This is a genomic window from Staphylococcus sp. HMSC06C11 (assembly GCF_001808345.1).
Classification (GTDB): domain Bacteria; phylum Bacillota; class Bacilli; order Staphylococcales; family Staphylococcaceae; genus Staphylococcus; species Staphylococcus capitis.
In genome coordinates this window covers 1-23,331 of the sequence record NZ_KV793045.1, presented here as the reverse complement: position 1 = coordinate 23,331, position 23,331 = coordinate 1, and the positions used below count along the sequence as shown (strand labels likewise).

25 protein-coding genes and 1 other annotated feature are annotated in these 23,331 nt (G+C 34.3%); of the genes, 2 read left to right on the top strand and 23 right to left on the bottom strand.

Going from position 1 to position 23,331, the window contains the following annotated elements:
• Nucleotides 1-130: 130 nt before the first annotated feature.
• The 21 genes from HMPREF3154_RS07410 to HMPREF3154_RS07315 all read right to left on the bottom strand — a co-directional run bounded on the left by HMPREF3154_RS07410 (nucleotide 131) and on the right by HMPREF3154_RS07315 (nucleotide 18,787).
• Nucleotides 131-739, bottom strand: coding sequence for a class I SAM-dependent methyltransferase (locus HMPREF3154_RS07410; protein WP_070474551.1), 609 nt, complete (start codon nucleotides 737-739; stop codon nucleotides 131-133).
• A 206-nt stretch (nucleotides 740-945) separates the two neighbouring features.
• Nucleotides 946-1,314 carry a 50S ribosomal protein L7/L12 gene (gene rplL / locus HMPREF3154_RS07405; RefSeq protein ID WP_002433406.1) on the bottom strand — a complete coding sequence of 123 codons (369 nt, stop codon included), beginning with the start codon at nucleotides 1,312-1,314 and terminating at the stop codon, nucleotides 946-948.
• Nucleotides 1,315-1,353: 39 nt separating this feature from the next.
• Complete coding sequence (gene rplJ, locus HMPREF3154_RS07400; RefSeq protein WP_002433246.1) at nucleotides 1,354-1,854, bottom strand: 50S ribosomal protein L10; 501 nt, start codon at nucleotides 1,852-1,854, stop codon at nucleotides 1,354-1,356.
• Nucleotides 1,855-1,893: 39 nt separating this feature from the next.
• Nucleotides 1,894-2,040, bottom strand: a sequence feature (ribosomal protein L10 leader region).
• Between the two features lie 94 nt (nucleotides 2,041-2,134).
• The gene (gene rplA / locus HMPREF3154_RS07395) at nucleotides 2,135-2,830 is read right to left on the bottom strand and encodes a 50S ribosomal protein L1 (RefSeq protein ID WP_002452478.1); all 696 of its coding nucleotides are present in this window, start codon (nucleotides 2,828-2,830) and stop codon (nucleotides 2,135-2,137) included.
• A 221-nt stretch (nucleotides 2,831-3,051) separates the two neighbouring features.
• Nucleotides 3,052-3,474, bottom strand: coding sequence for a 50S ribosomal protein L11 (gene rplK, locus HMPREF3154_RS07390; protein WP_002433084.1), 423 nt, complete (start codon nucleotides 3,472-3,474; stop codon nucleotides 3,052-3,054).
• A gap of 194 nt (nucleotides 3,475-3,668) precedes the next feature.
• Nucleotides 3,669-4,217 (bottom strand): transcription termination/antitermination protein NusG, encoded by a 549-nt coding sequence (nusG, locus tag HMPREF3154_RS07385; RefSeq protein WP_002432993.1) that lies wholly within the window; start codon nucleotides 4,215-4,217, stop codon nucleotides 3,669-3,671.
• Nucleotides 4,218-4,227: 10 nt separating this feature from the next.
• Nucleotides 4,228-4,410, bottom strand: coding sequence for a preprotein translocase subunit SecE (gene secE / locus HMPREF3154_RS07380; RefSeq protein ID WP_002433350.1), 183 nt, complete (start codon nucleotides 4,408-4,410; stop codon nucleotides 4,228-4,230).
• Between the two features lie 56 nt (nucleotides 4,411-4,466).
• Nucleotides 4,467-4,610, bottom strand: a complete 144-nt coding sequence (gene rpmG, locus HMPREF3154_RS11280) for a 50S ribosomal protein L33 (RefSeq protein WP_002452476.1) — start codon at nucleotides 4,608-4,610, stop codon at nucleotides 4,467-4,469.
• Between the two features lie 117 nt (nucleotides 4,611-4,727).
• Complete coding sequence (locus HMPREF3154_RS07375) at nucleotides 4,728-5,300, bottom strand: sigma-70 family RNA polymerase sigma factor (RefSeq protein WP_070474548.1); 573 nt, start codon at nucleotides 5,298-5,300, stop codon at nucleotides 4,728-4,730.
• Between the two features lie 74 nt (nucleotides 5,301-5,374).
• On the bottom strand, nucleotides 5,375-5,902 hold the full coding sequence (locus HMPREF3154_RS07370; protein WP_002433453.1) for an NYN domain-containing protein: 528 nt from the start codon (nucleotides 5,900-5,902) through the stop codon (nucleotides 5,375-5,377).
• The gene (rlmB, locus tag HMPREF3154_RS07365) at nucleotides 5,899-6,648 is read right to left on the bottom strand and encodes a 23S rRNA (guanosine(2251)-2'-O)-methyltransferase RlmB (protein ID WP_002452475.1); all 750 of its coding nucleotides are present in this window, start codon (nucleotides 6,646-6,648) and stop codon (nucleotides 5,899-5,901) included. The genes HMPREF3154_RS07370 and rlmB overlap by 4 nt, the downstream gene beginning before the upstream one ends.
• Before the next feature lie 7 nt (nucleotides 6,649-6,655).
• Nucleotides 6,656-7,042 carry a Mini-ribonuclease 3 gene (locus tag HMPREF3154_RS07360; protein WP_002433421.1) on the bottom strand — a complete coding sequence of 129 codons (387 nt, stop codon included), beginning with the start codon at nucleotides 7,040-7,042 and terminating at the stop codon, nucleotides 6,656-6,658.
• 3 nt (nucleotides 7,043-7,045) lie between these two features.
• Entirely contained in the window at nucleotides 7,046-8,446 is a 1,401-nt protein-coding gene (cysS, locus tag HMPREF3154_RS07355; RefSeq protein WP_002452474.1) for a cysteine--tRNA ligase, read from the bottom strand.
• Nucleotides 8,430-9,059 (bottom strand): serine O-acetyltransferase, encoded by a 630-nt coding sequence (gene cysE / locus HMPREF3154_RS07350; RefSeq protein ID WP_171002259.1) that lies wholly within the window; start codon nucleotides 9,057-9,059, stop codon nucleotides 8,430-8,432. The genes cysS and cysE overlap by 17 nt, the downstream gene beginning before the upstream one ends.
• A gap of 422 nt (nucleotides 9,060-9,481) precedes the next feature.
• Complete coding sequence (gene gltX / locus HMPREF3154_RS07345) at nucleotides 9,482-10,936, bottom strand: glutamate--tRNA ligase (protein ID WP_002433261.1); 1,455 nt, start codon at nucleotides 10,934-10,936, stop codon at nucleotides 9,482-9,484.
• 409 nt (nucleotides 10,937-11,345) lie between these two features.
• Complete coding sequence (locus HMPREF3154_RS07340; protein WP_161799216.1) at nucleotides 11,346-12,410, bottom strand: PIN/TRAM domain-containing protein; 1,065 nt, start codon at nucleotides 12,408-12,410, stop codon at nucleotides 11,346-11,348.
• Between the two features lie 157 nt (nucleotides 12,411-12,567).
• Nucleotides 12,568-13,935 carry a DNA repair protein RadA gene (radA, locus tag HMPREF3154_RS07335; RefSeq protein ID WP_070474545.1) on the bottom strand — a complete coding sequence of 456 codons (1,368 nt, stop codon included), beginning with the start codon at nucleotides 13,933-13,935 and terminating at the stop codon, nucleotides 12,568-12,570.
• Nucleotides 13,936-14,277: 342 nt separating this feature from the next.
• Nucleotides 14,278-16,731 (bottom strand): ATP-dependent Clp protease ATP-binding subunit, encoded by a 2,454-nt coding sequence (locus HMPREF3154_RS07330; protein WP_002433302.1) that lies wholly within the window; start codon nucleotides 16,729-16,731, stop codon nucleotides 14,278-14,280.
• Between the two features lie 14 nt (nucleotides 16,732-16,745).
• Entirely contained in the window at nucleotides 16,746-17,750 is a 1,005-nt protein-coding gene (locus HMPREF3154_RS07325; protein ID WP_002433454.1) for a protein arginine kinase, read from the bottom strand.
• Nucleotides 17,743-18,306 (bottom strand): UvrB/UvrC motif-containing protein, encoded by a 564-nt coding sequence (locus HMPREF3154_RS07320; protein ID WP_030059233.1) that lies wholly within the window; start codon nucleotides 18,304-18,306, stop codon nucleotides 17,743-17,745. Before HMPREF3154_RS07320 ends, HMPREF3154_RS07325 begins: the two co-directional genes overlap by 8 nt.
• Nucleotides 18,307-18,325: 19 nt before the next feature.
• Nucleotides 18,326-18,787, bottom strand: coding sequence for a CtsR family transcriptional regulator (locus HMPREF3154_RS07315; RefSeq protein ID WP_002433457.1), 462 nt, complete (start codon nucleotides 18,785-18,787; stop codon nucleotides 18,326-18,328).
• Nucleotides 18,788-18,941: 154 nt separating this feature from the next.
• On the opposite strand from HMPREF3154_RS07315, the gene HMPREF3154_RS07310 reads away from it, so the two are divergent.
• Nucleotides 18,942-20,153 (top strand): NupC/NupG family nucleoside CNT transporter, encoded by a 1,212-nt coding sequence (locus tag HMPREF3154_RS07310; protein ID WP_002452470.1) that lies wholly within the window; start codon nucleotides 18,942-18,944, stop codon nucleotides 20,151-20,153.
• Nucleotides 20,154-20,286: 133 nt separating this feature from the next.
• Here the strand turns inward: HMPREF3154_RS07310 and pdxT are convergent, their stop codons facing one another.
• Both pdxT and pdxS read right to left on the bottom strand, forming a co-directional pair.
• The gene (gene pdxT / locus HMPREF3154_RS07305; protein ID WP_030059231.1) at nucleotides 20,287-20,847 is read right to left on the bottom strand and encodes a pyridoxal 5'-phosphate synthase glutaminase subunit PdxT; all 561 of its coding nucleotides are present in this window, start codon (nucleotides 20,845-20,847) and stop codon (nucleotides 20,287-20,289) included.
• A gap of 3 nt (nucleotides 20,848-20,850) precedes the next feature.
• Nucleotides 20,851-21,738, bottom strand: coding sequence for a pyridoxal 5'-phosphate synthase lyase subunit PdxS (gene pdxS, locus HMPREF3154_RS07300; protein WP_002433503.1), 888 nt, complete (start codon nucleotides 21,736-21,738; stop codon nucleotides 20,851-20,853).
• Nucleotides 21,739-21,833: 95 nt separating this feature from the next.
• Between pdxS and HMPREF3154_RS07295 the strand changes: the two genes are divergently transcribed.
• On the top strand, nucleotides 21,834-23,213 hold the full coding sequence (locus HMPREF3154_RS07295; RefSeq protein ID WP_070474542.1) for a MocR-like pyridoxine biosynthesis transcription factor PdxR: 1,380 nt from the start codon (nucleotides 21,834-21,836) through the stop codon (nucleotides 23,211-23,213).
• The last annotated feature ends 118 nt before the right edge of the window (nucleotides 23,214-23,331 follow it).

Genomic DNA, 23,331 nt, shown 5'->3' with positions numbered 1-23,331 from the left:
GCAACACTTATGATGACACCATTTTCGATTTATATTTATACTTAATTTATTTATCCTTTTACGTAAAAGTACACACTTATTGAACATAAATTTTTACATTTTATAACTATATCAGAATACGATTTTGAAATCAACCTTTTAAACTTTTCAAAATATAATATCCTTTACTCTTATTAACGACTTCTACATGGTTAAAGCATTCTTGCATTTTCTTCTTTGCAGATGGCATACCTTGTTTCTTTTGTATCACAACATAGAGTGCACCTTGATCTTTTAATTTGCCATAAGCCTCTTCAAAAATTCTATGCACTACATCTTTACCAGCTCTAATAGGTGGATTTGTCAGAATGTAATCAAATTGTTGATCACTTACACCTGACAAGCAGTCACTTTCTATTATTTCAGCATTTTCAATTTGATTTTTAGTTTTATTCATTCCAGTAAGAGCCAATGCTCTATTATTTACATCTAACATATATAATTGATGATGTGGTGAAATTTTAGCAATAGTTAATCCGATAGGCCCATATCCGCAACCAACATCGGCAATATATTTACTAGGTCCAGGCGGATGTTCCTTTAAAAATGTTTTAATTAACAAATCCGAACCATAATCTACTCTATCTTTTGAGAACACACCTGTGTCAGTCGTGAACTCTAAATGCACCTTATCAAAATGATAACTTATTTTCTTTTGATTGCTTTTCACTTCAGGATTTTCATCATAGTAGTGACTCATGTCCACACCTCAATTAAAATTTATTCGTATGCTTAAGCTAGTTAATCTATAATACTAAATATAATTACAAGGTAATTAAAAACCCCGTTATCGCAATAACGGGGTTTTAATTTCTCAAAGAATTCAGGTTGTATTTGACTCGACAAAACTTATAAAGTTGGTCGAACAAATCTCTTCAACCTAACTATTTAATTAGAGAGTAGAAACTATTTTAATTCTACAGTAGCTCCAACTTCTTCTAATTGTTCTTTAAGTTTTTCTGCATCTTCTTTAGGCATAGCTTCTTTAATTACTTTAGGAGCTCCGTCTACTAATTCTTTAGCATCTTTTAATCCTAAGCCAGTTGCTTCTTTAACTGCTTTAACAACTTTGATTTTTGAAGATCCAGCTGAAGTTAATTCAACATCAAATTCAGTTTTTTCAGCTGCTGCGTCGCCGCCACCAGCTGCACCTGCTGCTGCTACTGGAGCTGCTGCAGTTACACCAAATTCTTCTTCAATTGCTTTTACTAAATCGTTTAATTCTAATACTGACATTTCTTTAATTGCTTCAATGATTTGTTCTTGATTAGCCATTTTAAAATTCCTCCATTTAATTTAATTTTTTATGCGCGATTATTCAGCGCTTTCTTCTTTTTGTTCACCAACGGCTTTAACTGCATAAGCGAAGTTGCGTACTGGAGCTTGTAATACTGATAAAAGCATTGATACAAGACCATCGTGTGAAGGTAATGAACCAACAGTTTTAACTTCTTCAGCTGAGATTACGCTACCTTCCATAACGCCTGTTTTAACTTCTAAAGCTTCGTGTTCTTTAGCAAATCCTGCGATAACTTTCGCTGGAGCTACAACATCTTCAGTTGAAGTTGCGATAGCTGTAGGACCTGTTAAGAATTCATCTAAGCCTTCGATACCTGCTTGTTCAGCTGCACGACGAACCATAGTGTTTTTGTAAACTTTGTACTCAACACCTGCTTCACGTAATTGTGAACGTAATTCAGTAACTTCTGCTACTGTTAAACCACGGTAGTCAACGATAACTGTTGATACTGAATTTTTAAGTTGTTCAGCAATAGTATCTACTTGTTGTTTTTTTGCTTCAATGATAGCAGACATTCAGACACCTCCATTTAAATTTTTTCGGTGCTTTTTTTAATAGCAATAAAAAAAGCACTTTCTACCCACGGCAAAAAGTGCTTGAAAGATCATTAATCATCACGTTCAAGTCAATTTTAGCCTCGGTAGGATGAGTTTTAAGTTATAAATAACTCCTACTGTCTTAGGTAAAATAATCACAATTAATAATATAACTGCTTTGTTGTAATAAGTCAACAAAAAATTTACAGACTGAAAGATTGCTTCCTTCAGTCTGTAATCATGTTGCATTATTTAAAATTTATAGTTTGAAAGATGAAGTATCAACTTTAACTCCAGGGCCCATTGTTGTAGTTACAGCAACAGATTTGAAGTAAGTACCTTTAGCAGAAGATGGTTTAGCTTTTGCTAAAACGTCTTGTAAAGCTTTAAAGTTTTCAACTAATTTTTCATCGTCGAATGAAACTTTACCGATTGAAGCATGTACGATACCTGCTTTTTCAGCACGGTATTCAACTTTACCAGCTTTGATTTCTTCTACAGCTTTTTTAACATCCATTGTTACTGTACCTGTTTTAGGGTTAGGCATTAAACCTTTAGGTCCTAATACACGACCTAATTTACCAACTTCGCCCATCATGTCAGGAGTAGCAACAACTACGTCGAAATCAAACCAACCTTGTTGGATTTTTTGTACGTAGTCTGATTCTCCTACATAATCTGCACCTGCTTCTTCAGCTTCAGTGATTTTATCGCCTTTAGCGAAAACTAATACACGTTGAGATTTACCAGTACCGTTAGGTAAAACAACTGCACCACGGATTTGTTGGTCATTTTTACGTGTATCAATTCCTAAACGGAAAGCTACTTCAACAGACGCGTCAAAGTTAGCAATGCTAGTTTCTTTAGCTAATTTAATTGCTTCTTCAACACTATAGTGTTGAGTACGATCAACTTTGCTAGCTGCTTCTTGATACTTTTTACCTTTTTTAGCCATTTATTGTTCCTCCTTTAGTGGTTTTAGCGGAATTTCCTCCCACATTTACTTGCCTATCGCAAGTTAAGAGCAGATAACAGTGGAAAGAGAGTGGTCCAGAAATATAATTTATGTCCCGTCCTCTTACTCATAGACAATATCAATTGTTTACCTTCTCTGTTACCTGCTTTTATCGTCTAAATTAAGTTCATTTTTAAAATTAAATTCGTTAATACGCTTAATTATTCTACAGTGATACCCATGCTACGTGCAGTACCTTCGATAATACGCATAGCTGCTTCTTCGTCTGCAGCGTTTAAGTCTTGCATTTTAGTTTGAGCAATTTCGCGTACTTGATCTTTAGTTACTGATGCAACTTTTGTTTTATTAGGTTCACCTGAACCTTTTTCAACGCCAGCTGCTTTTTTAAGTAGTACTGGAGCCGGTGGAGTTTTAGTAATGAATGTAAATGAACGATCTTCATATACACTGATTTCTACCGGAATGATTAAACCTGCTTGTTCTTGCGTACGTGCGTTGAACTCTTTACAGAATCCCATGATGTTCACACCTGCTTGACCTAATGCTGGACCAACTGGTGGTGCTGGATTCGCTTTACCTGCAGGAATTTGTAATTTAACTACTTTTTCTACTTTTTTAGCCACGATGTGCACCTCCTTGATATCGTGATGTGGTCACAGGGCTCAGTTTTGCCCTCCCACTCTTAAACATTTCGTGACGAAATGAACGCTCTAAAAGCGCGACCACATTATTTTAACACTCGCTCTATTAAAAAATCAATAGTAAAATTTCATCTTTTAGTTGAAGTTTTATAATAAATTTTTGATAGACGTTTAAATTAAAGTTTCTCAATTTGATCGAATTCAACTTCGACCGGTGTTTCTCGACCAAACATATCTACAAGTACAGTTAATTTAAATTTATCCGCTTCGATTTCTTGAACTTCGCCTACTTGGTTAGCAAAAGGTCCTGATTTGATACGAACTTGTTCACCAACATCAAGTTCAACATCAATAGTTTTCTCTTTAAGACCCATTTGCTTAAGAATGAAGCGCACTTCTTCAGGAAGTAGAGGATTAGGTTTAGAACCCGCACCTGCAGAACCTACGAATCCTGTAACACCTGGTGTGTTACGAACGACATACCATGACTGATCCGTCATTACAAGCTCAACTAGCACGTAACCTGGGAATGTTTTTTTAACAAGTTTCTTAGCTTTACCATCTTTAACTTGTGTTTCTTCCTCTTCTGGTATGACAACTCTAAAAATTTGCTCTGTCATATTCATAGATTCTACTCTTTTTTCTAAATTCTTTTTAACTTTGTTTTCATATCCAGAATAGGTATGCACAGCATACCAACGCTTTGCGCCAACTTCTTCAGACATGTCTCCACTCCTAACCTAATAATAATTGTTTCAATGCATTAATACCTACGTCTAAGGCATAGAAAAAGACTAAGAAGAATATAACTGTAGATACAACGATTACAGTGTATTTGAATAGTTCTTCTTTTGTCGGCCAACTTGTCTTTTCCATTTCTGATTTAACGCCTTTAAAGAAGTTCTCTTTTTTAGCCATTAGTTAGACCTCCACATTTTAAGCCTCAACTTTAAAGTCTCATTCAGCTTAATAATCTATTTCGATTCTTTATGAACTGTATGCGAATTACACTTCGGACAATACTTTTTCAGTGTTAATCTCGTTGCCGAACCTTCCTTTTTAGGGACGTTGTAATTTCTATTGCCACAAACCTCACAATTTAAAGGTACTTTCTTCACGATTATTCACCTTTACTCATTATAATACCAATATACTATACATAAATGTCGTAATAAATGTCAAACATACATTCTTTGCTATAATCACCTAATTACTAGGGAATAATACAGACAATTTCATTTCCTTAATTGTCGTTTCATTTTCATTTTACAACGTTGTATGGCATTGTAAACGTCTTTATCTTTAATTTCTAATGCTTGTGCAATTTCTCTCGGTTTATATTCTTTAATAATTAGTTTTAAGACGTCTCTTTCCAATCCGCTTAATGTAAATGCTTGGCTCATAATTTCCTTTGATAATTCTTCTCTTAAAAATGACCTTTCAACTTCATCAAGTGCTAATGCACAATGATAATCTACAACGTACTCGTTGATAAGCATCACATGTCGATGACGTTCAGCTCTACTCTTTCTTAAGTAGTCATACTTAACAGAGCGAATGAGAAAGTACAAATATCTTTTAAATGGAATTGCTCTACTAAAGTCATAATGTTGAAGTGCTCGATACATTTTTATGATAATCTCTTGATACATATCCTCAATATCAAATTGATTCGATGTTATGTATCCAATTTTTCTAAAAATGAGTGTACTCAACTCTCTAAGTAGCGTCTCAAATATACGCTCGATATCTTCAGTTTCGATGTTGAAATGATACTGTGTTAATTCATCTTGATGTCTTTGATTCAATCACGTATACCTAACCTTCCTTTATTGTTAGGTTAGTTTATATGACTTAGATTAAATTTATCAATACCACTGTATTAATCATTTCGATGGTTTCCACGTCTGATTTTTTCAAATTCTTCTAGTATCTCATTTGATAACTGAATTCGAGTTCTGGGTTTCTTTTCACTAAAATCATCAATTGATTTGCTCACTGTGATTTCATTTTCTTTTAAATCGCGCCACATTTCCCTCGAAGATATGCGGTATGCCCCAGATCCAAAAATGGCATGTTGCTCACTCATATCACTCGTAACAACGGTGATATGCGTTGTATGTTTATCATATAACTCATATACATAACGTTCGATAAAACTATCTGCTGTTTCTTTCTCTTTAGTAAACACCGTTCTAACGCCATGGTATACGTATTCTCTTTCAATTCCGGATTGTTCATATGCATCAAATACACACACAATTTCATCAGCAATAAGTGCATTATAGTTTGCTATGGCATCCAAAAGTTGCTCTCTTGCTTCTTCTAAACTCTCTTTAGCAATCGCACTTAATGCTGAAGATTGACCTATCATATTATAGCCATCGATAATTAGATATCTTTCCTTCATGACATCTCTCCAGTCTCATCTCTTTTACGAAATACTTCATACATCATCAAGCTTGCTGCTACAGAAGCATTGAGACTATTAACATGTCCAACCATAGGTATTTTAATGTAAAAATCACATTTATCGCTCACTAAGCGACTCATTCCTTGTCCTTCGCTTCCTATCACGATAGCTAAAGACATATCCGCCTGTAAGTCACGATAATCCGTAGCATTACTTGCTTCGGTACCTGCGACCCAAAAACCATTTTCTTTTAATTCATCGATTGTCTTAGAAAGGTTCGTAACGCGTATAACTGGAACATGTTGAATAGCTCCAGTTGAAGCTTTTGCAACAGTCTGCGTGAGCGCTACTGAACGTCTTTTAGGAATAATGACTCCGTCTACTCCAGTTGCATCAGCAGTCCTTAATATAGAACCAAGATTATGCGGATCTTCTAGACCATCTAAAATTAATATTGTAGAAAAGCCATCTTTATTCTTCTGGCTTTGTAAAAATTCATCAAAATCTTCATATTCATATGGAGCGACTAATGCAGCAACCCCTTGATGAGGTGCATTTGATAAAAAATCTAATTTAGATTTTGGCACGGTTTGAACTATCAATTTTTGAGCTTTTGCATTTTTTAAAATTTCATTAATCTGTTGTTTTTTTATACCATCTTGAATCAAAATCTTATTTATAGCATGCCCCGAAACAATCGCTTCTTTAACTGCATGTCTTCCTACTATGACAGTATCTTCCACGTTCTCACTACCTTTCATTTACTATTTCAACAATAGTTTGAAGTAATTCTTCTAAACGCGCATGTTGATGATCTAAATATAAAAAACCTATAACTGCTTCCAAGGCTGAACTTTTTCGATATGTTTGAACATCAGTATTTTTAGCTTTGGTATAGCTTTTAGCATTACGTCCCCTTCTCAAAACATTTAACTCTTCTTCAGTAAACCAATCATTAGATATTAAATACTCTAATGTCTGAGCTTGGCTTTTAGCAGAAACATATTGTTTTGATACCTGGTGTAGACGATTCGGTTTACTTTGTAATTTAAGAACAATATATTCTCGTACATGTTGATCTAATACGGCATCGCCCATATAAGCAAGCGTCAATGGATTTAATAATTTAACATTCATTATTTAGCCACGCTTAAATCTGACACCTTGTGGCGTATCTTCTAAAATAATGTTACGTTCTTTCAACATGTCTCGAATTTCATCAGCACGTGCGAAATCTTTATTTTTACGAGCTTCATTACGTTCTTCTATAAGCTTTTCAATATCCTCATCTAGTAACTCGTTTTCATTTTCACCTTTAAGTGGGACGCCAAGAACATCACTGAAGATTTGATATACTTCTTTAAATCTATGAAGTACCTTCGTAGACGTTGTGTTCTCTAGAACATATTTATTCGCAAGTTTGGCTAAATCATACCAAGCAGTGACAGCATTAGCTGTATTAAAGTCATCATCCATAACCGCTTCAAATTGTCGGAGAATCGTTTCTATTTGATCAATGTATTCAGAATGTTCTTCTAAATCTGTAGCAATGGCTTCACGTTCTTCAATCAATTTATAACTATTGCGTATACGTTCTAAACCGCTTCTCGCAGCTCCTACTAGTTCTAAATTATAATTAATCGGGCTACGGTAATGGACACTAATCATAAAGAAACGTAGTACATCTGGATCTATTTCTTTAATAATGTCGTGTACTAAAATGAAGTTACCTAATGATTTACTCATTTTTTCGTTATCTATATTTATGAATCCATTGTGCATCCAGTAATTCGCAAATGGTGCATGATTGTGTGCTTCTGACTGGGCAATTTCATTTTCATGGTGAGGGAATTGTAAATCTGACCCTCCTGCATGAATATCGATTGTCGCTCCTAATTCATGATAAGCCATAACTGAGCATTCGATATGCCAGCCTGGACGACCTTTACCAAATGGACTATCCCAACTGATTTCGCCAGGTTTCGCTTTTTTCCATAAAGTAAAATCGAGCGCATCTTCTTTTTGTTCTCCCGCTTCAATACGCGCGCCTACTTTGAGGTCATCTAGAGATTGATGACTTAATTTACCATATCCATCAAATTGACGCGTTCTAAAGTACACATCTCCATCACTCTCATAAGCATACCCTTCATCTACTAATTCTTTAATGAAATCTATAATTTCTTGCATATGGTTCATCACACGCGGATTGGATGTTGCTTTCTTAACGTTCAATGCACCTACGTCTTCATAGAATGCTTTGATGTACTTTTCTGCAATTTCAGGAACACTTTCATTTAGTTCTTTAGAGCGATTAATTAATTTATCATCCACATCAGTGAAATTGGAAACGTAAATCACTTCATAACCTTTGTATTCAAAATATCTTCTAACAACATCATAGTTAATAGCAGGTCTTGCATTTCCGATGTGTATATAATTGTAAACTGTCGGACCACAAACATACATTTTCACCTTGCCTGGTTCAATCGGCTCAAATGTTTCTTTCCGACGTGTTAACGTATTATATAATGTAATCATCTTGAATCTCTCCATTCTTAGCTTTTTCAAGTTGTCGTTCTAAATGTTTGATTTGTTCGAAAAGTGGATCAGGTAAGTTGCGATGGTCAAATGTTTTACCGATACGCTTACCTTCTTGTTTAACGATATGACCCGGTATACCTACAACAGTGGTATAGCTTGGTACAGATTGTAGTACAACTGAATTCGCACCAATATTTACATTTGATTCAATTTGAATATTCCCCAACACCTTAGAACCAGCTGCAATTAAAACATTATCTCCAATGTCCGGGTGACGCTTACCTTTTTCTTTACCTGTACCACCTAAAGTAACACCTTGGTAAATCGTGACGTTATCCCCAATTGTACATGTCTCACCAATTACAACACCCATACCGTGATCAATAAATAATCGTTTACCAATTTTTGCTCCGGGATGAATTTCTATACCCGTAAAAAAGCGTGACACTTGTGAGATGACTCTCGCTGCTGTATAACGTTTCTTATTATATAATTTATGGGCTATCAAATGACTCCATACCGCATGTAATCCTGCATAGGTAGTAACTACTTCTAAAGTTGAGCGTGCTGCTGGATCCTGTTCAAACACCATTTTTATATCGTCTCTCATTCTTCTTAACAAGATCTTCTCCCCCTTGGTTCAATCATTAAGATATCTGTTCTTTACATGAAATAATTTTTCGACCGTCATGCACAATTTTAAAATTAATGTTATTAAAAAAGCACCTCTAACAACTGATGTTAGAGGCGCTCTTAGCACGGTTCCACTCTTCATTTAGTAACGAAACTTTAAAATGTTAGCGTTACTCTCATTTGTATTATTCATCTTAGTTCAACAAAGGTGCATTCATTAATATTAATGATGTGCTCACAGCGACCGCACACTCTCTGAGTCATGTAATAATTAATTACTAATCCTTTGATTCATTTTTATAGTTATAATAATAGGTCGTTAATTGTGAAATTTCAAGTCGAAACACACGTTTTTTAATCATACTGCACTAGATAAAGCTAAACTTCGTTATTAATTTACTATACATACTTTTGTAATCGTGATAATACTTTTTCTTTACCTAAAACTTCAATCGTATTTGGTAATTCTGGTCCATGCATTTGACCTGTAACGGCTACACGAATTGGCATGAACAATTGTTTACCTTTAATACCTGTCTCTTTTTGAACTTCTTTAATTGTTTTCTTAATTTCTGCTGCTTCAAATGGTTCTAAAGCTTCTAATTTACCGTATAAATGATTCATTAACTCAGGAACTTGTTCACCATTTATAACTTCTTGCTCCTCTTCACCAAGTTCTGGCATTTCGTGGAAGAACATTTCTGATAATGGAACAATTTCACCTGCGTAACTCATTTCTTTTTGATATAAAGCAACAAGTTTTCTACCCCATTCTTTATCTTCTTCAGAAGGATTTTCTGGGATAAGATTTGCTTTGATTAAATGCGGTAATGCTAATTCAAATACTGTATCAGTGTCTTTCGTTTTCATATATTGGTTATTTACCCAAGCTAACTTTTGTCTGTCGAACATAGCTGGTGATTTAGATAAACGTTTTTCATCGAAGATTTTAATAAATTCTTCTTTAGAAAAGATTTCTTCTTCACCTTCAGGTGACCAACCTAATAAAGTAATAAAGTTAAATAGTGCTTCTGGTAAGTAACCTAAATCACGGTATTGCTCAATAAATTGTAAAATTTGACCGTCACGTTTACTTAACTTTTTACGTTCTTCATTAACGATTAATGACATATGACCAAAGCGTGGTGGTTCCCAACCGAACGCTTCATATATCATCAATTGTTTAGGTGTGTTAGAAACATGGTCATCACCACGAATAACATCTGAAATTTTCATATAATGATCGTCTACAGCAACTGCAAAGTTATACGTTGGAACGCCATCTTTCTTAACAATGACCCAATCACCCATATTATTTGAATCAAAAGAAATTTCACCTTTTACCATATCTTTGAAACTATAAGTTTTATCTTTAGGCACGCGGAAGCGAATAGATGGTTTACGTCCTTCAGCTTCGAACTGTTTGCGTTGTTCTTCTGATAAATGTGCGTGTTGTCCGCCATAACGAGGCATTTCTCCACGAGCAATTTGCGCTTCACGTTCTTCTTCTAATTCTTCCTCAGTCATGTAACACTTGTATGCTCTATCTTCATCAAGTAATTGTTGAATAAGTGGATTATAAATATCAGCACGTTCAGACTGACGATATGGACCAAAACCTTTATCTTTATCGATAGATTCATCCCAGTCTAAACCTAACCATTTTAAGTTATCAAATTGTGAAGATTCACCATCTTCTAAATTACGTTTACTGTCCGTATCTTCTATACGAACTACAAAATCTCCATCATAATGTTTCGCAAATAAATAGTTAAATAATGCTGTTCTAGCATTACCAATATGCAAGTAGCCTGTTGGACTTGGCGCATATCTTACTCTGATGCGTTCACTCATTATATTCACTCCTACGATTATTATTTATGTGGTTGATGAACTGATTGAAAATAAATGACCTATGATAACTCATTTTATGAAGCAATCGCATTTAATATTTTCAAGTCATGTTTCAAACCATTAAGCATGTAAGCTTTCATGTTTTCAGTAGTTTAATTCAATTTTAAAAAAAGTTATTCAAAAGTTTATGATGTGTTTAACCATTACTTTGTGAATAACTTTCGTGAAACATTGATTATTCATTCTTACATAACATTCAATAATATTGTAGCACTTAAACACGCCTTTGATAAGTCTATTGTTTTAACAGTCTTTCATAGTTAATAGTTTTTTATATGAGAAAAGGTTTCATGTAAAATACATACTTAATTATAAAATATGTAGTTTCACATGAAACCTCTTTTTAGAATTAATTTTCAAAATCAGAACTATTGTCATCGACATGTTTCGCAAAAACGATTCTACCAGATGAAGTTTGTAGTAAACTGATGACTTCTAAGTTAACATGTTGGCCCACTAATTTCTTAGCGTTATCAACAACGACCATTGTGCCATCATCTAAATACCCAACGCCTTGACCAGGCTCTTTCCCCATTTTAGTTAAAAGGATATTGAGGTGGTCACCTTGATGTACGTTAGGCTTAATAGCTTCAGATAAATCATTAACATTAAGTGCCATAATGCCTTGGACATGACACACTTTATTTAAATTAAAATCCGTTGTAATAACGTGAGCGTGGTAATGTTGTGCTAATTTGATTAATAAAGTATCAATATCATTATGAGATTTCGTTGGATTTATGACTCGAGTAGGATAGTCTAAATCATAAAGTTGATTAAGAATGTCTAATCCACGCTGACCCTTTTCTCTTTTTACACTATCATTCGCATCAGCTACGACTTGTAATTCATTTATAACACCTTGAGGGATAAGAATATCTCCATCAATAAATCCACAACGAATAATATCTAATATACGCCCATCAATAATTGCGCTTGTATCGATGATTTTAGGGATTGCTTTACGTGTGTTGTAGGACATTGAGCGTGCCATATTTTCAGGCAAAAACATTAACATCTCATCACGTTTCTTTAAACCAAATTGGAATCCAAGATAACATAAAATAATTGTTATTATAATTGGGATAAAATGATTGAGCATTGAATTTCCTATTAGTTCTAAGATGAAAGAAACCATCACAGAAATAAATAATCCAATAATCAAACCAATTGTTGCGAACAAGATTTCAACCGCACTGCGGCGCATTATAATTTGTTCTAGTTCTTTAAAAGCGTATGTGACCTTTTTTAAGAAAAATCCAAATATAATGAAGAACAATATGATCCCTATTAATCCATCTATGTAATGATTAGTGATAATTGGGTAAGTGTTAATCCCTAAATCAGATACTACTTCTGGGATGATGATAATCCCTAGTGCAGCACCGATAATGATATAAATAATTACCACCATTAATCTAATGATATTCAATCTTATCCTCCTCTCATGGCTGTCTATTCATTGTATGTAAATCACTTATTTAACATAATTATAATGAAATTTGTGAAAACTAAATTAAAAAACTATATGCGTTTAAATCTTAAAACTCACTAACTACTATGAGGGAGGATTATGAAGAATGAAGCGCATATTTTAAAGCCTCATGCACAGAAGACACTCCTATGACTTGAATACCTTCCGGGAAAGTCCACCCACCAATATTAGTCTGAGGTATAATCGCTCGTTTGAATCCAAGTTTAGCCGCCTCTTGCACGCGTTGTTCAATGCGTGACACACGTCGAACTTCACCTGTTAGACCAACCTCTCCAACAAAGCAATCTAAACCGTCTACCGCTTTATCCTTAAAGCTTGAAGCTGTCGCAACAATAATACTTAAGTCAACGGCTGGTTCTGTTAATTTCACACCACCAGCAACTTTGATATAAGCATCTTGTTGTTGAAGTAAATAATTCTCCTTCTTCTCTAAAACTGCCATAAGCAAACTTAATCGATTATGATCTATGCCCGTAGCCATACGTCTTGGATTGTTGAAAGTGGTCGGTGTGACTAACGCTTGGACCTCTATTAATAATGGTCTTGTACCTTCCATAGTCGGTACAATTGTTGAACCTGGCACGTTTGTAGAACGTTCTTCTAAGAACATTTCAGACGGATTTAAGACACCTTTCAAACCACTTTGCTTCATTTCGAAAATACCCATCTCATTCGTGGAGCCAAAACGGTTTTTAACCGCACGTAAAATTCGATAAGCATGATGTTCATCACCTTCAAAGTAAAGCACGGTATCCACCATATGTTCAAGTAATCTTGGACCGGCAATTTGTCCTTCTTTCGTAACATGACCGACGATGAACGTTGCGATATCCATTTGCTTTGCGATATTCATTAGACTTTGGGTACTTTCTCTTACTTGAGATACAGAACCCGGTGCAGAACTGATTTCAGGATGATAAATAGTTTGAATTGAATCTACTACAAGTAAATCTGGGCGTTCATCCTTAACTGTTTGATGAATGACTTCTAAATCAGTCTCTGCTAATACATTGAGTTGACTAGAATCTTCTTCTAAGCGATCGGCACGTAGTTTAGTCTGATTGATAGATTCCTCACCTGTAATATATAAGACATCCTTATTTTGAGATAATGCCGCACATATTTGAAGAAGCAACGTAGACTTCCCAATACCAGGATCGCCACCTATAAGTACGAGTGATCCACTGACAATCCCTCCACCAAGGACTCTGTTAAATTCTTTAGAATCCGTTAGAATTCTAGGGGTAGATTCATGTTTAACATTATCCAATTTTTGAACTTTTCCAGCTGCTTCTTTAGATTTCACTCCATGTTTAGGGTTTGCAGCTTTCTCTACAATTTCTTCCATCTGGTTCCATGCACCACAGTTTGGACATTTCCCCATCCATTTAGGAGATTGATAGCCACATGCCATACACTCAAATATTACTTTTTTCTTGGCCACTTCTGCACCTCCAAATTATTATGAACAAATCTATTTTAAACTGACATTTTGATTATGACAAATTAAATGTAAATGATTATGATATAGTCTATTTTTATGTGGTTATTAAACTATGATTTTTTATAAATAATTTTATTTTTGTCTATTTTAATTTCTGCAATTTTGTATAATCGCTAGTGTATTGTTTTTTATTTTCCGGAAAATGAATATCCCATCATCAGTTTTAAACAAATTGAAAAATATGTAAAAAAATGACATCCCTCAAACAGCGAGAGATGTCATTTATTAATGATGCAAATAGCAAACATTACTTTAGTTATTCAATATATTAGTAATAATCAATTAAGCTTCAGTGGTTTCTTTATCATCTGACTTTTCATGGATATCATATTTGAATTCATCGCCATCATGATCGATTGTGACTTCTTTACCTTCAATTTGATTACCATCTAAAATTAATTCACTAAGATTATCTTCTACAGTTTTTTGGATGGCTCTAATTAATGGTCTAGCACCGTATTCTGGATCGTAACCTTCTTCTGCGATTTTTTCTTTAGCTTTATCAGTTACAGAAATATTGATGTTTTGTTCAGATAATCGATCAGTAAGTTTCTTAACCATCATAGTAACAATTTCTTTCAATTCTTCTTTAGATAGTTTATGGAATACGATGATATCATCCACACGGTTTAAGAATTCAGGACGGAATGAATTTTTGAGTTCTTTCATCATTGTTTTGCGAATTGTTTCGTAGTCATTACCCTCTGAAGCACCGCCAAATCCTGCAAATCGTTGGTCTTGTAATTCTTGCGCACCAACATTTGATGTCATAATAATGACTGTGTTACGGAAATCTACAGTACGACCTTTAGTATCAGTTAGATGACCATCGTCTAATACTTGTAGCAAGATATTAAATACGTCAGGATGGGCTTTTTCAATTTCATCAAATAAAATAACTGAGTAAGGTTTGCGTCTAACTTTTTCAGTTAATTGACCACCATCATCATGACCTACGTAGCCTGGAGGTGCTCCAACTAAACGACTCACAGCATGTTTCTCCATAAATTCACTCATATCAACACGAATCATAGCATCATCTTCACCAAACATAGATTCAGCTAATGCACGAGCTAATTCTGTTTTACCTACACCTGTAGGACCTAAGAAGATAAAGCTACCGATTGGACGTTTAGGATCTTTTAATCCAGCGCGAGCACGTCTTACAGCTTTACTAATTGAATTAACAGCGTCATTTTGACCGATAACTCGGTTATGAAGTGTATCTTCAAGGTTGAGTAAGCGATCTGATTCAGTTTCATTAATTTTAGTTAATGGAATACCTGTCCATCCTGCGATAACTTCAGCAATATCTTCTTCAGATAAAGCTGTACTTACACCACCTTGAGAGTTTTTCCATTCGTTTTTAGCTTCTTCATATTGTTTTTCAAGCTTAGATTGTTTGTCTCTTAAGTTTGCTGCATTTTCAAATTCTTGTGCATGAACGGCAGCATCTTTTTCATTTTTTACATTTTCAATTTCTTGTTCAATCTCTTTTAGATTGTTAGGAGTTGTATGACTTTTCAATCTAACCTTAGAACTTGCTTCATCAATAAGGTCAATCGCTTTGTCTGGTAAGAAACGATCTGATACATAACGATTACTTAATTTTGCCGCAGCTTCTAAAGCCTCATCAGATATATTAATTCTATGATGAGCTTCATAACGATCACGTAATCCTTTTAAGATTTCAATCGTATCTTCAACTGTTGGTTCATCAACTTGAACAGGTTGGAAACGACGTTCTAACGCAGCGTCTTTCTCAATATTTTTACGATATTCATCTAATGTTGTAGCACCAATACATTGTAACTCTCCTCTAGCTAATGCTGGTTTAAGAATATTAGAAGCGTCAATTGCACCTTCCGCACCTCCAGCACCAACTAATGTGTGTAACTCATCTATAAATAAAATGACGTTACCTGCTTGATGAATTTCTTCCATTACTTTTTTCAAGCGTTCTTCAAATTCACCGCGGTATTTTGTACCAGCAACGACAGTTCCCATATCGAGTGACATCACTCGTTTATCTTTTAGAGTTTCTGGGACTTCATTATTAACGATTGCTTGTGCTAAACCTTCAGCTATAGCAGTTTTACCCACACCAGGTTCACCGATAAGTACTGGGTTATTTTTAGTACGACGGCTGAGCACTTCAATCACACGAGTAATTTCTTTATCTCTTCCAACTACAGGATCTAAAGTGCCATCTTTAGCAATAACTGTTAAGTCTCTAGCTAAACTATCTAATGTTGGAGTGTTATTTGATTTATTTGCTTGAGCATTTTTATTACTCATTTCTGGACTACCTAAAGCTTTTACTACTTGCGCGCGTGCTTTTGTAATATTTAAATCTAAATTGGCAAAGACACGTGCTGCGACACCTTCATTTTCACGGATTAAGCCTAGAAGAATATGTTCTGTTCCCACAAAGTTATGATGTAGTTTTCTCGCTTCATCCATTGAAAGCTCAATAACTTTTTTAGCTCTAGGTGTGTAATGTAAAGTGCCCATTTGTTCTTGACCATGGCCAATTAACTTTTCAACTTCTTCAATAACTTTATCTTCAGTGATATTAAAGCTTTCTAACACTTTGGCAGCGATACCTTCAGGTTCTTTCATTAAACCTAATAAAAGATGTTCCGTTCCAATATTTGAATGGTTCAAGCGAATTGCTTCTTCTTGTGCGTGCGCTAGTACGCGTTGTGCACGTTCTGTTAATCTACCAAATAGCATATATAAAATACCTCCTATTTTATATGTTTCCTTAATAAATCAGCTCTTTTTTCATTTACTGTTTTATCATCATCTTCATCTATTAAAAATGGCGATTGAATAGCTACCATTAATTCATTAAATTTAAAATCTTCAAGCGAAATATAGTTTAAATCAATGCCAAGCTTAACTTCACTCAAGCGAAATGATGCTTCTTCCATTGATATGATTCTACTATTTTGTAAAATCCCTAGTGAGCGATAAACTCTATCAAGTGTCTCTACAGGATTATGTTTATCAAGTCTTTCTCTGATTTGTTTTTCCTCATTGATAATTTGATTAACTACTTCAGTTAAGTTATCAATGATGTCGGATTCAGTTTTCCCTAAAGTAAGTTGGTTTGAAACTTGATAAATATGTCCATATACTTGTGAACCTTCTCCATAAATACCTCGAATCGTAAATCCAAAACGATTAATTGTTTGAGCGATACGATTCATTCTCTTCATAATAGAAAGTCCTGGTAAATGTAGCATGACACTTGCGCGCATTCCAGTGCCTATATTAGTTGGACATGTTGTTAAATAACCTAAGTGTTCGTCATAACTTATATCTAAATCACTATCCAACTCATCATCAATATTTGAAGCCCTTTGATATAATTCACGCAACGATAAATCTGTTCCTAACGCTTGAATTCGAATATGATCTTCTTCGTTAATCATTACACTTAAAGATTCATCTTCATTTAACAGCACCGCGGATGCTGGCTGTTTGATAAGTTCTGGACTGACAAGATGTTTCGCAACTAATTTCATTTTACTTTGTTGATCCATAGTGTCTAAACGTTGTAACTTTAAGTTTGGAAGCGCATCTTGAACTTCGTTGATAACTCGAAAACCCTCTTGTTCAGAAGGAAACATCAAAGGATGGACGTGATTTTCTAGATTTCTTGCTAATCTAATACGAGAAGAAATAACTACAGGTGCCTCTTCTGTCATCTTCATCCATTCACTTATATTAGTATGAATGTCACTCATTACGAGACACCTCACTCTCATCTTTTAATGCTTTAATTTCATCACGTACAACAGCCGCTTCCTCGAAATTTTGTTCTTCAATTAATTTGTTTAGATATTTTGTTTTTTCTTCGATTTGCTTTTTAATTGCAAGTTTCTTATATGAAGATTGAGGCGTTTTACCTACATGTTCAAATTGGCCTCCCTGTACACGTCTAACAATATCGATAATGTCTTCTTTAAAAGTTGCGTAACAATTCGCGCAACCGAATTTACCAACGTGCGCAATATCTTTTAAAGTCATTTGACATGTTGGGCATTGCTTTTCCTCTTTGAACGCCATTTCTTGAAAATTAATACCATGTTTCGTAGCAAGATGTTGTAAAATCTGTTTAACTACAAAAGCTTCCTCTATATCATCCTGATGCACATGGTAAGAAGTATCCTCATGAGATTGGTGCCATGGATTATCACCTTGAGCACATATTGAGCATACCCATTTTTCGTGAGTACCGTCTTTACTTTTAACTGTTAATTTTACTTCTGCTTCATTTAAATGACAGTTTTCACAAAGCACGTTCAGACACCTCACTTCATTAATAATAGTTTATAACTGGAAGTAATCGTTTTAAAATATTAGCGCGTATAATATCTCTTGCGACCACATCCATTTTTAATGTCTCTCTATCTATAACTGCTTGGATCATTTTAGCTTCTCTTTGGTTAATTAGACCTTTATCTAGTAAACCATCTATAACATAATACGCTTGTTGTTGAGAAATAGAAGGCCCTATCAATTGAAGTAAGTGATTAATATAACCTGATGCATCTTTATTTTCAATTTTAGTGATTCGGATGTAGCCTCCGCCACCCCGTTTACTTTCTATTTCATAACCATGTTCATTTGTGAAGCGTGTTTTAATAACATAATTTAATTGAGAAGGAACACAATCGAAGCGTTGTGCAATATTAGCGCGTTGTATTTCGACCACATCTTCATTTGTTTCCTCGAATAAATGTTTAATGTATTGTTCTATGATGTCAGACATGTTATGCATGGATATCACCTCTTTTTGACCTTCTTTGACTTTATTATACGACCACCTTTGACCTTTTTCAACCAATTTGATTTTTAAAATTTAAATTTTATGATGTTAGCGCGTTCATTTTATTGTATGATAGAGAATAGAAAAATTTAAAGGAATGAAAAACATGCATATTTTGATTGGGATTATAGGAATTATATTCTTTTTAGCACTCGCATTTTTATTTAGTTCAGATAGAAAAAATATCCGTTGGAAATATGTCGGATTACTCTTAGTAATTCAATTGATATTTGCATTTATTTTATTAAAAACAAATATAGGTATCACAGTTATTGGTGGTATTTCGTATGGTTTCAGTTATTTATTAAAGCAAGCTGCTGAGGGTGTCAATTTCGTATTCGGTGGTTTTAAATTAGATCCAAAAAACCCTCCATTCTTCTTTAATGTATTGTTACCTATCGTGTTTATCTCAGCGCTTATCGGTATTTTACAATATACAAGAATTTTACCGCTTATAATTAACATTTTAGGTTTTTTAATTTCTAAAATTAATGGCATGGGACGTTTAGAATCTTACAATGCTGTAGCAGCAGCAATTTTAGGACAATCAGAGGTATTTATCTCATTAAAACAACAATTGCCATACATACCTAAACAACGTTTGTATACATTAACTGCATCTGCAATGTCGACAGTATCTGCTTCAATTATTGGAGCCTACTTCACATTAATAGAACCTAAATATGTTGTAACAGCTGTGGTACTTAACTTATTTGGTGGTTTCATCATCGCGTCTATTATCAATCCGTATAAAGTGAATGAAGAAGATGATAAATTATTAGTCGATGAAAGTGAAACTAAAAATCAATCATTCTTCGAAATGCTTGGTGAATATATTTTAGATGGTTTCAAAGTAGCAGTGATTGTCGGTGCAATGTTAATTGGTTATATTGCTCTTATTGCTTTACTTAATGGTGTAGTAAGTGGAATCTTTAGTCTATTATCAGGTGGAACATTGGATTGGAATTTCCAAACGTTAATCGGTTTTGTCTTTGCACCATTCGCATTCCTAACTGGTGTTCCTTGGCATGATGCTGTGCAGTCAGGTTCAATTATGGCGACAAAATTATTATCAAATGAATTCGTTGCTATGCAAGCACTCGGTAAAACACATGGTTTATCTGAGCATGCTAAAGGTGTCACTTCAGTATTCTTAGTATCATTTGCTAATTTCAGTTCAATAGGTATTATTTCCGGTGCGATTAAATCACTAAATGATAAAAAAGGTGATATTGTAGCACGATTTGGATTAAAACTATTGTTCGGTGCAACATTAGTATCATTTATTTCTGCAGCAATTGCAGGATTCTTTATTTAATCAAACGCGAGAGTAACTTAGGAAAGTTGCTCTTGCGTTTTTTTATTTTATGAGCTTACATTTGCTTTTGAAATTCATTTTCCGAAAAATTAAAAACGGCCACCTTTAAGATGACCGTTTATCAAAAGATTAATTAATTATTCTTTATCATATGGTTAATGAAGTATTCAGTTACACGATAATCGTCGGTGAATTCAGGATGGAAAGAGACACCAAGATATTTACCTTGTTTAACCGCAACAATCTTATCTCCTACTCGGCTAAGAATGTCTACACCTTTCTCAACTTGAGCAATATGTGGTGCGCGTATGAATACACCTTCAATATCTTTAGCAACACCTTTTATATTAAGTTCCGATTCAAAACTATCAACTTGACGACCAAATGAATTACGTTCGACTGTAATATCCAACTTTTTTAAATAGCCAGATTCACCTTCAACATCTTTTGCAAGTACGATCAATCCCGCACATGTGCCAAACATTGGTAAATCAGATTGCTTTAACGCTTCCTTAAAGCCATATAAGTCCATTAGTCTTCTTAGTGTTGTAGATTCACCACCTGGCAAAATCAAACCAGCAATATCTTCAAGTTGTTCAACTCTTTTTACTGCGACACCTTCATGACCACTTAACTCTATGTGACGAATGTGTTCACGAACTGCACCTTGTAATGCTAATACACCTATTTTCATAAATTACCATCCACGCTCTTGCATACGTTCTTCTAAAGAAATTTGGTTGATATCTAAACCTTTCATCGCTGTACCAAGTTCACTAGCCAATTTTCCAATTAATTCATAATCTTGATAATGAGTCGTTGCTTGGACAATTGCTTTAGCAAATTTTTCAGGATCTTCTGATTTAAAAATACCAGAACCAACAAATACACCATCAGCACCTAATTCCATCATTAAAGCAGCATCTTGAGGTGTTGCTACGCCACCTGCTGCAAAGTTTACTACTGGTAAACGTCCATTATCTTTAATTTGTTTTAATACTTCAAAAGGTGCTCCCAAATCTTTAGCGAAAGTCATAATTTCATCATCATTCATTACTGTTAGACGACTAACTTCAGCATTAACGCGTCTCATGTGACGTACAGCTTCTACGATATTGCCTGTTCCAGGTTCACCTTTCGTACGTAACATTGCAGCACCTTCTCCAATACGTCGTGCAGCTTCACCTAAATTACGGCAACCACAAACGAAAGGCACTGTAAATTGATCTTTTCTTAAGTGATACTCTTCATCAGCTGGAGTCAATACTTCAGATTCATCGATATAATCAACACCCATTGATTCTAATACTCTAGCTTCAGTAATATGTCCTATACGGGCTTTAGCCATAACAGGTATAGACACAGCATTCATTACTTCCTCTACAATTTTAGGATTAGCCATACGTGCCACGCCACCTGCTGCTCGGATGTCTGATGGAACGCGTTCTAAAGCCATTACTGCAACAGCACCAGCTTCTTCAGCAATTTTAGCTTGTTCTGCATTTACGACGTCCATAATAACGCCACCTTTTTGCATTTCAGCCATTCCTCTTTTTACTCTTTCTGAGCCTACGATTTTTGACATGTTATTACCCCTTTACTTATTGATTAAATTCATTTTAAGAGATAAACTGATATTTAAAAAGGTTCAATTTATCCATAATAATAGGGGTCAGATTTATGAAATCATCACAACCACTTTACTTATCTCTTTATGAAAAGTTAAAAAATCAAATTATCGAAGGTCAATACCATTCCAATGATAAGTTTCCTTCGAAAAGACAATTAAGCGAACATTTGTCAATGAGTCATACAACTATTGAACACGCTTATCAACTGTTATTAGATGAAGGATTTATATACTCTAAGCCGAGATCTGGATACTATGTATCAGATATTGAATCATTGCCAGTTATCAATAGAGAAACTTATCCTAATAATGTTCATTTAGAGATGCATAATGAAAGTAATGAAAACTCGCAATTCAAATTCGCCTTCAACTTAGCTGAAATCGACTCTGAAAATTTTCCTATGCATATATTTAGAAAATACGCAAAAGACGTCTTTGAAGAAGATCACTTATCACTATTACAAAGAGGCGAAATTCAAGGAGAGTTCGTATTACGTCAACAAATTGCACATTATTTATTTAATAGTAGAGGCGTAACATGTCACCCTAATCAAATAGTCATTGGTTCTTCTACTAGCCAACTCCTCGATATGATTACTAATTTACTTAATCAAGAAAAGTTTATCATCGAGAAACCGAGTTATCCTCCGATCAAACATGTCTTAGACAAAAAGAATATGAACTATTTACAAGTTCCTGTTGAAAAAAATGGCATACAAGTTCGCCCTATCTTAGAATCAAAATATAATATTTTATATATTACACCTTCACATCAATTTCCTACTGGTCATGTCACCAATTTAAAAAAGAGAACTCAACTTATTCAATGGGCACAACAAGATGAACAACGTTACATTATTGAAGATGATTATGATTCAGAGTTCAGGTACTTTGGTAAACCTATACCAGCTCTACAAAGTTTAGATACTAAAGGAAAAGTTGTTTATATAAGTACATTTTCAAAATCACTCTATCCTAGCTGTAGAATTGCATATATTGTTTTACCAAAAGAAATATTATCAAAATATAAACAAAGAAAATTAAAAGAAGGTAATACTGTACCTGTGCACATTCAACATATGGTTGCACAATTTATGGCAAGTGGTAGCTTTGAAAGACATTTAAATAAAATGAGGAAAATTTATAGAGACAAATTAAATTATATATTGCACCATCTCGAAAAATATAAAGACCAATTGCAAATTGAAGGAGCACTTACTGGGATGCATTTTAATTTAACAGTTCTGAATGGTCTCACTACACAGCAATGCTTAGACAAGGCTAAGAATAACAAATTAAAACTCGAAATATATAACTATGATGATATCCCCTTAGAGTATCCTAAATTTATTTTAGGATTCGGTGGAATTAAACAACGTGAACTTGCAGATTATGTTAAAGCTCTCATCAACTCGTTAATTATAAAGTAACACTTCTTTTTTAAAAGTTAGTGTTACTTATGCGATAGCTAATTGGCTATCGTATTTTAATTAACTTCCTCTTATTAATTTCTCATCTTTATTTTTTCGCATAAAAAAAGAGACCTTA

Coding starts and splice junctions, on each gene's coding strand:
- gltX (WP_002433261.1), bottom strand. CDS start 10,936: ATGAGTGAACGCATCAGAGTAAGATATGCGCCAAGTCCAACAGGCTAC.
- secE (WP_002433350.1), bottom strand. CDS start 4,410: ATGGCTAAAAAAGAGAACTTCTTTAAAGGCGTTAAATCAGAAATGGAA.
- HMPREF3154_RS07370 (WP_002433453.1), bottom strand. CDS start 5,902: ATGAAGGAAAGATATCTAATTATCGATGGCTATAATATGATAGGTCAA.
- pdxS (WP_002433503.1), bottom strand. CDS start 21,738: ATGTCAAAAATCGTAGGCTCAGAAAGAGTAAAAAGAGGAATGGCTGAA.
- HMPREF3154_RS07295 (WP_070474542.1), top strand. CDS start 21,834: ATGAAATCATCACAACCACTTTACTTATCTCTTTATGAAAAGTTAAAA.
- cysS (WP_002452474.1), bottom strand. CDS start 8,446: ATGATTACATTATATAATACGTTAACACGTCGGAAAGAAACATTTGAG.
- HMPREF3154_RS07410 (WP_070474551.1), bottom strand. CDS start 739: ATGAGTCACTACTATGATGAAAATCCTGAAGTGAAAAGCAATCAAAAG.
- HMPREF3154_RS07360 (WP_002433421.1), bottom strand. CDS start 7,042: ATGAATGTTAAATTATTAAATCCATTGACGCTTGCTTATATGGGCGAT.
- HMPREF3154_RS07325 (WP_002433454.1), bottom strand. CDS start 17,750: ATGAGTGACATTCATACTAATATAAGTGAATGGATGAAGATGACAGAA.
- HMPREF3154_RS07310 (WP_002452470.1), top strand. CDS start 18,942: ATGCATATTTTGATTGGGATTATAGGAATTATATTCTTTTTAGCACTC.
- rplJ (WP_002433246.1), bottom strand. CDS start 1,854: ATGTCTGCTATCATTGAAGCAAAAAAACAACAAGTAGATACTATTGCT.
- nusG (WP_002432993.1), bottom strand. CDS start 4,217: ATGTCTGAAGAAGTTGGCGCAAAGCGTTGGTATGCTGTGCATACCTAT.
- rplA (WP_002452478.1), bottom strand. CDS start 2,830: ATGGCTAAAAAAGGTAAAAAGTATCAAGAAGCAGCTAGCAAAGTTGAT.
- HMPREF3154_RS07330 (WP_002433302.1), bottom strand. CDS start 16,731: ATGCTATTTGGTAGATTAACAGAACGTGCACAACGCGTACTAGCGCAC.
- cysE (WP_171002259.1), bottom strand. CDS start 9,059: ATGAGAGACGATATAAAAATGGTGTTTGAACAGGATCCAGCAGCACGC.
- rplL (WP_002433406.1), bottom strand. CDS start 1,314: ATGGCTAATCAAGAACAAATCATTGAAGCAATTAAAGAAATGTCAGTA.
- pdxT (WP_030059231.1), bottom strand. CDS start 20,847: ATGAAAATAGGTGTATTAGCATTACAAGGTGCAGTTCGTGAACACATT.
- HMPREF3154_RS07340 (WP_161799216.1), bottom strand. CDS start 12,410: ATGGTGGTAATTATTTATATCATTATCGGTGCTGCACTAGGGATTATC.
- HMPREF3154_RS07315 (WP_002433457.1), bottom strand. CDS start 18,787: ATGCATAACATGTCTGACATCATAGAACAATACATTAAACATTTATTC.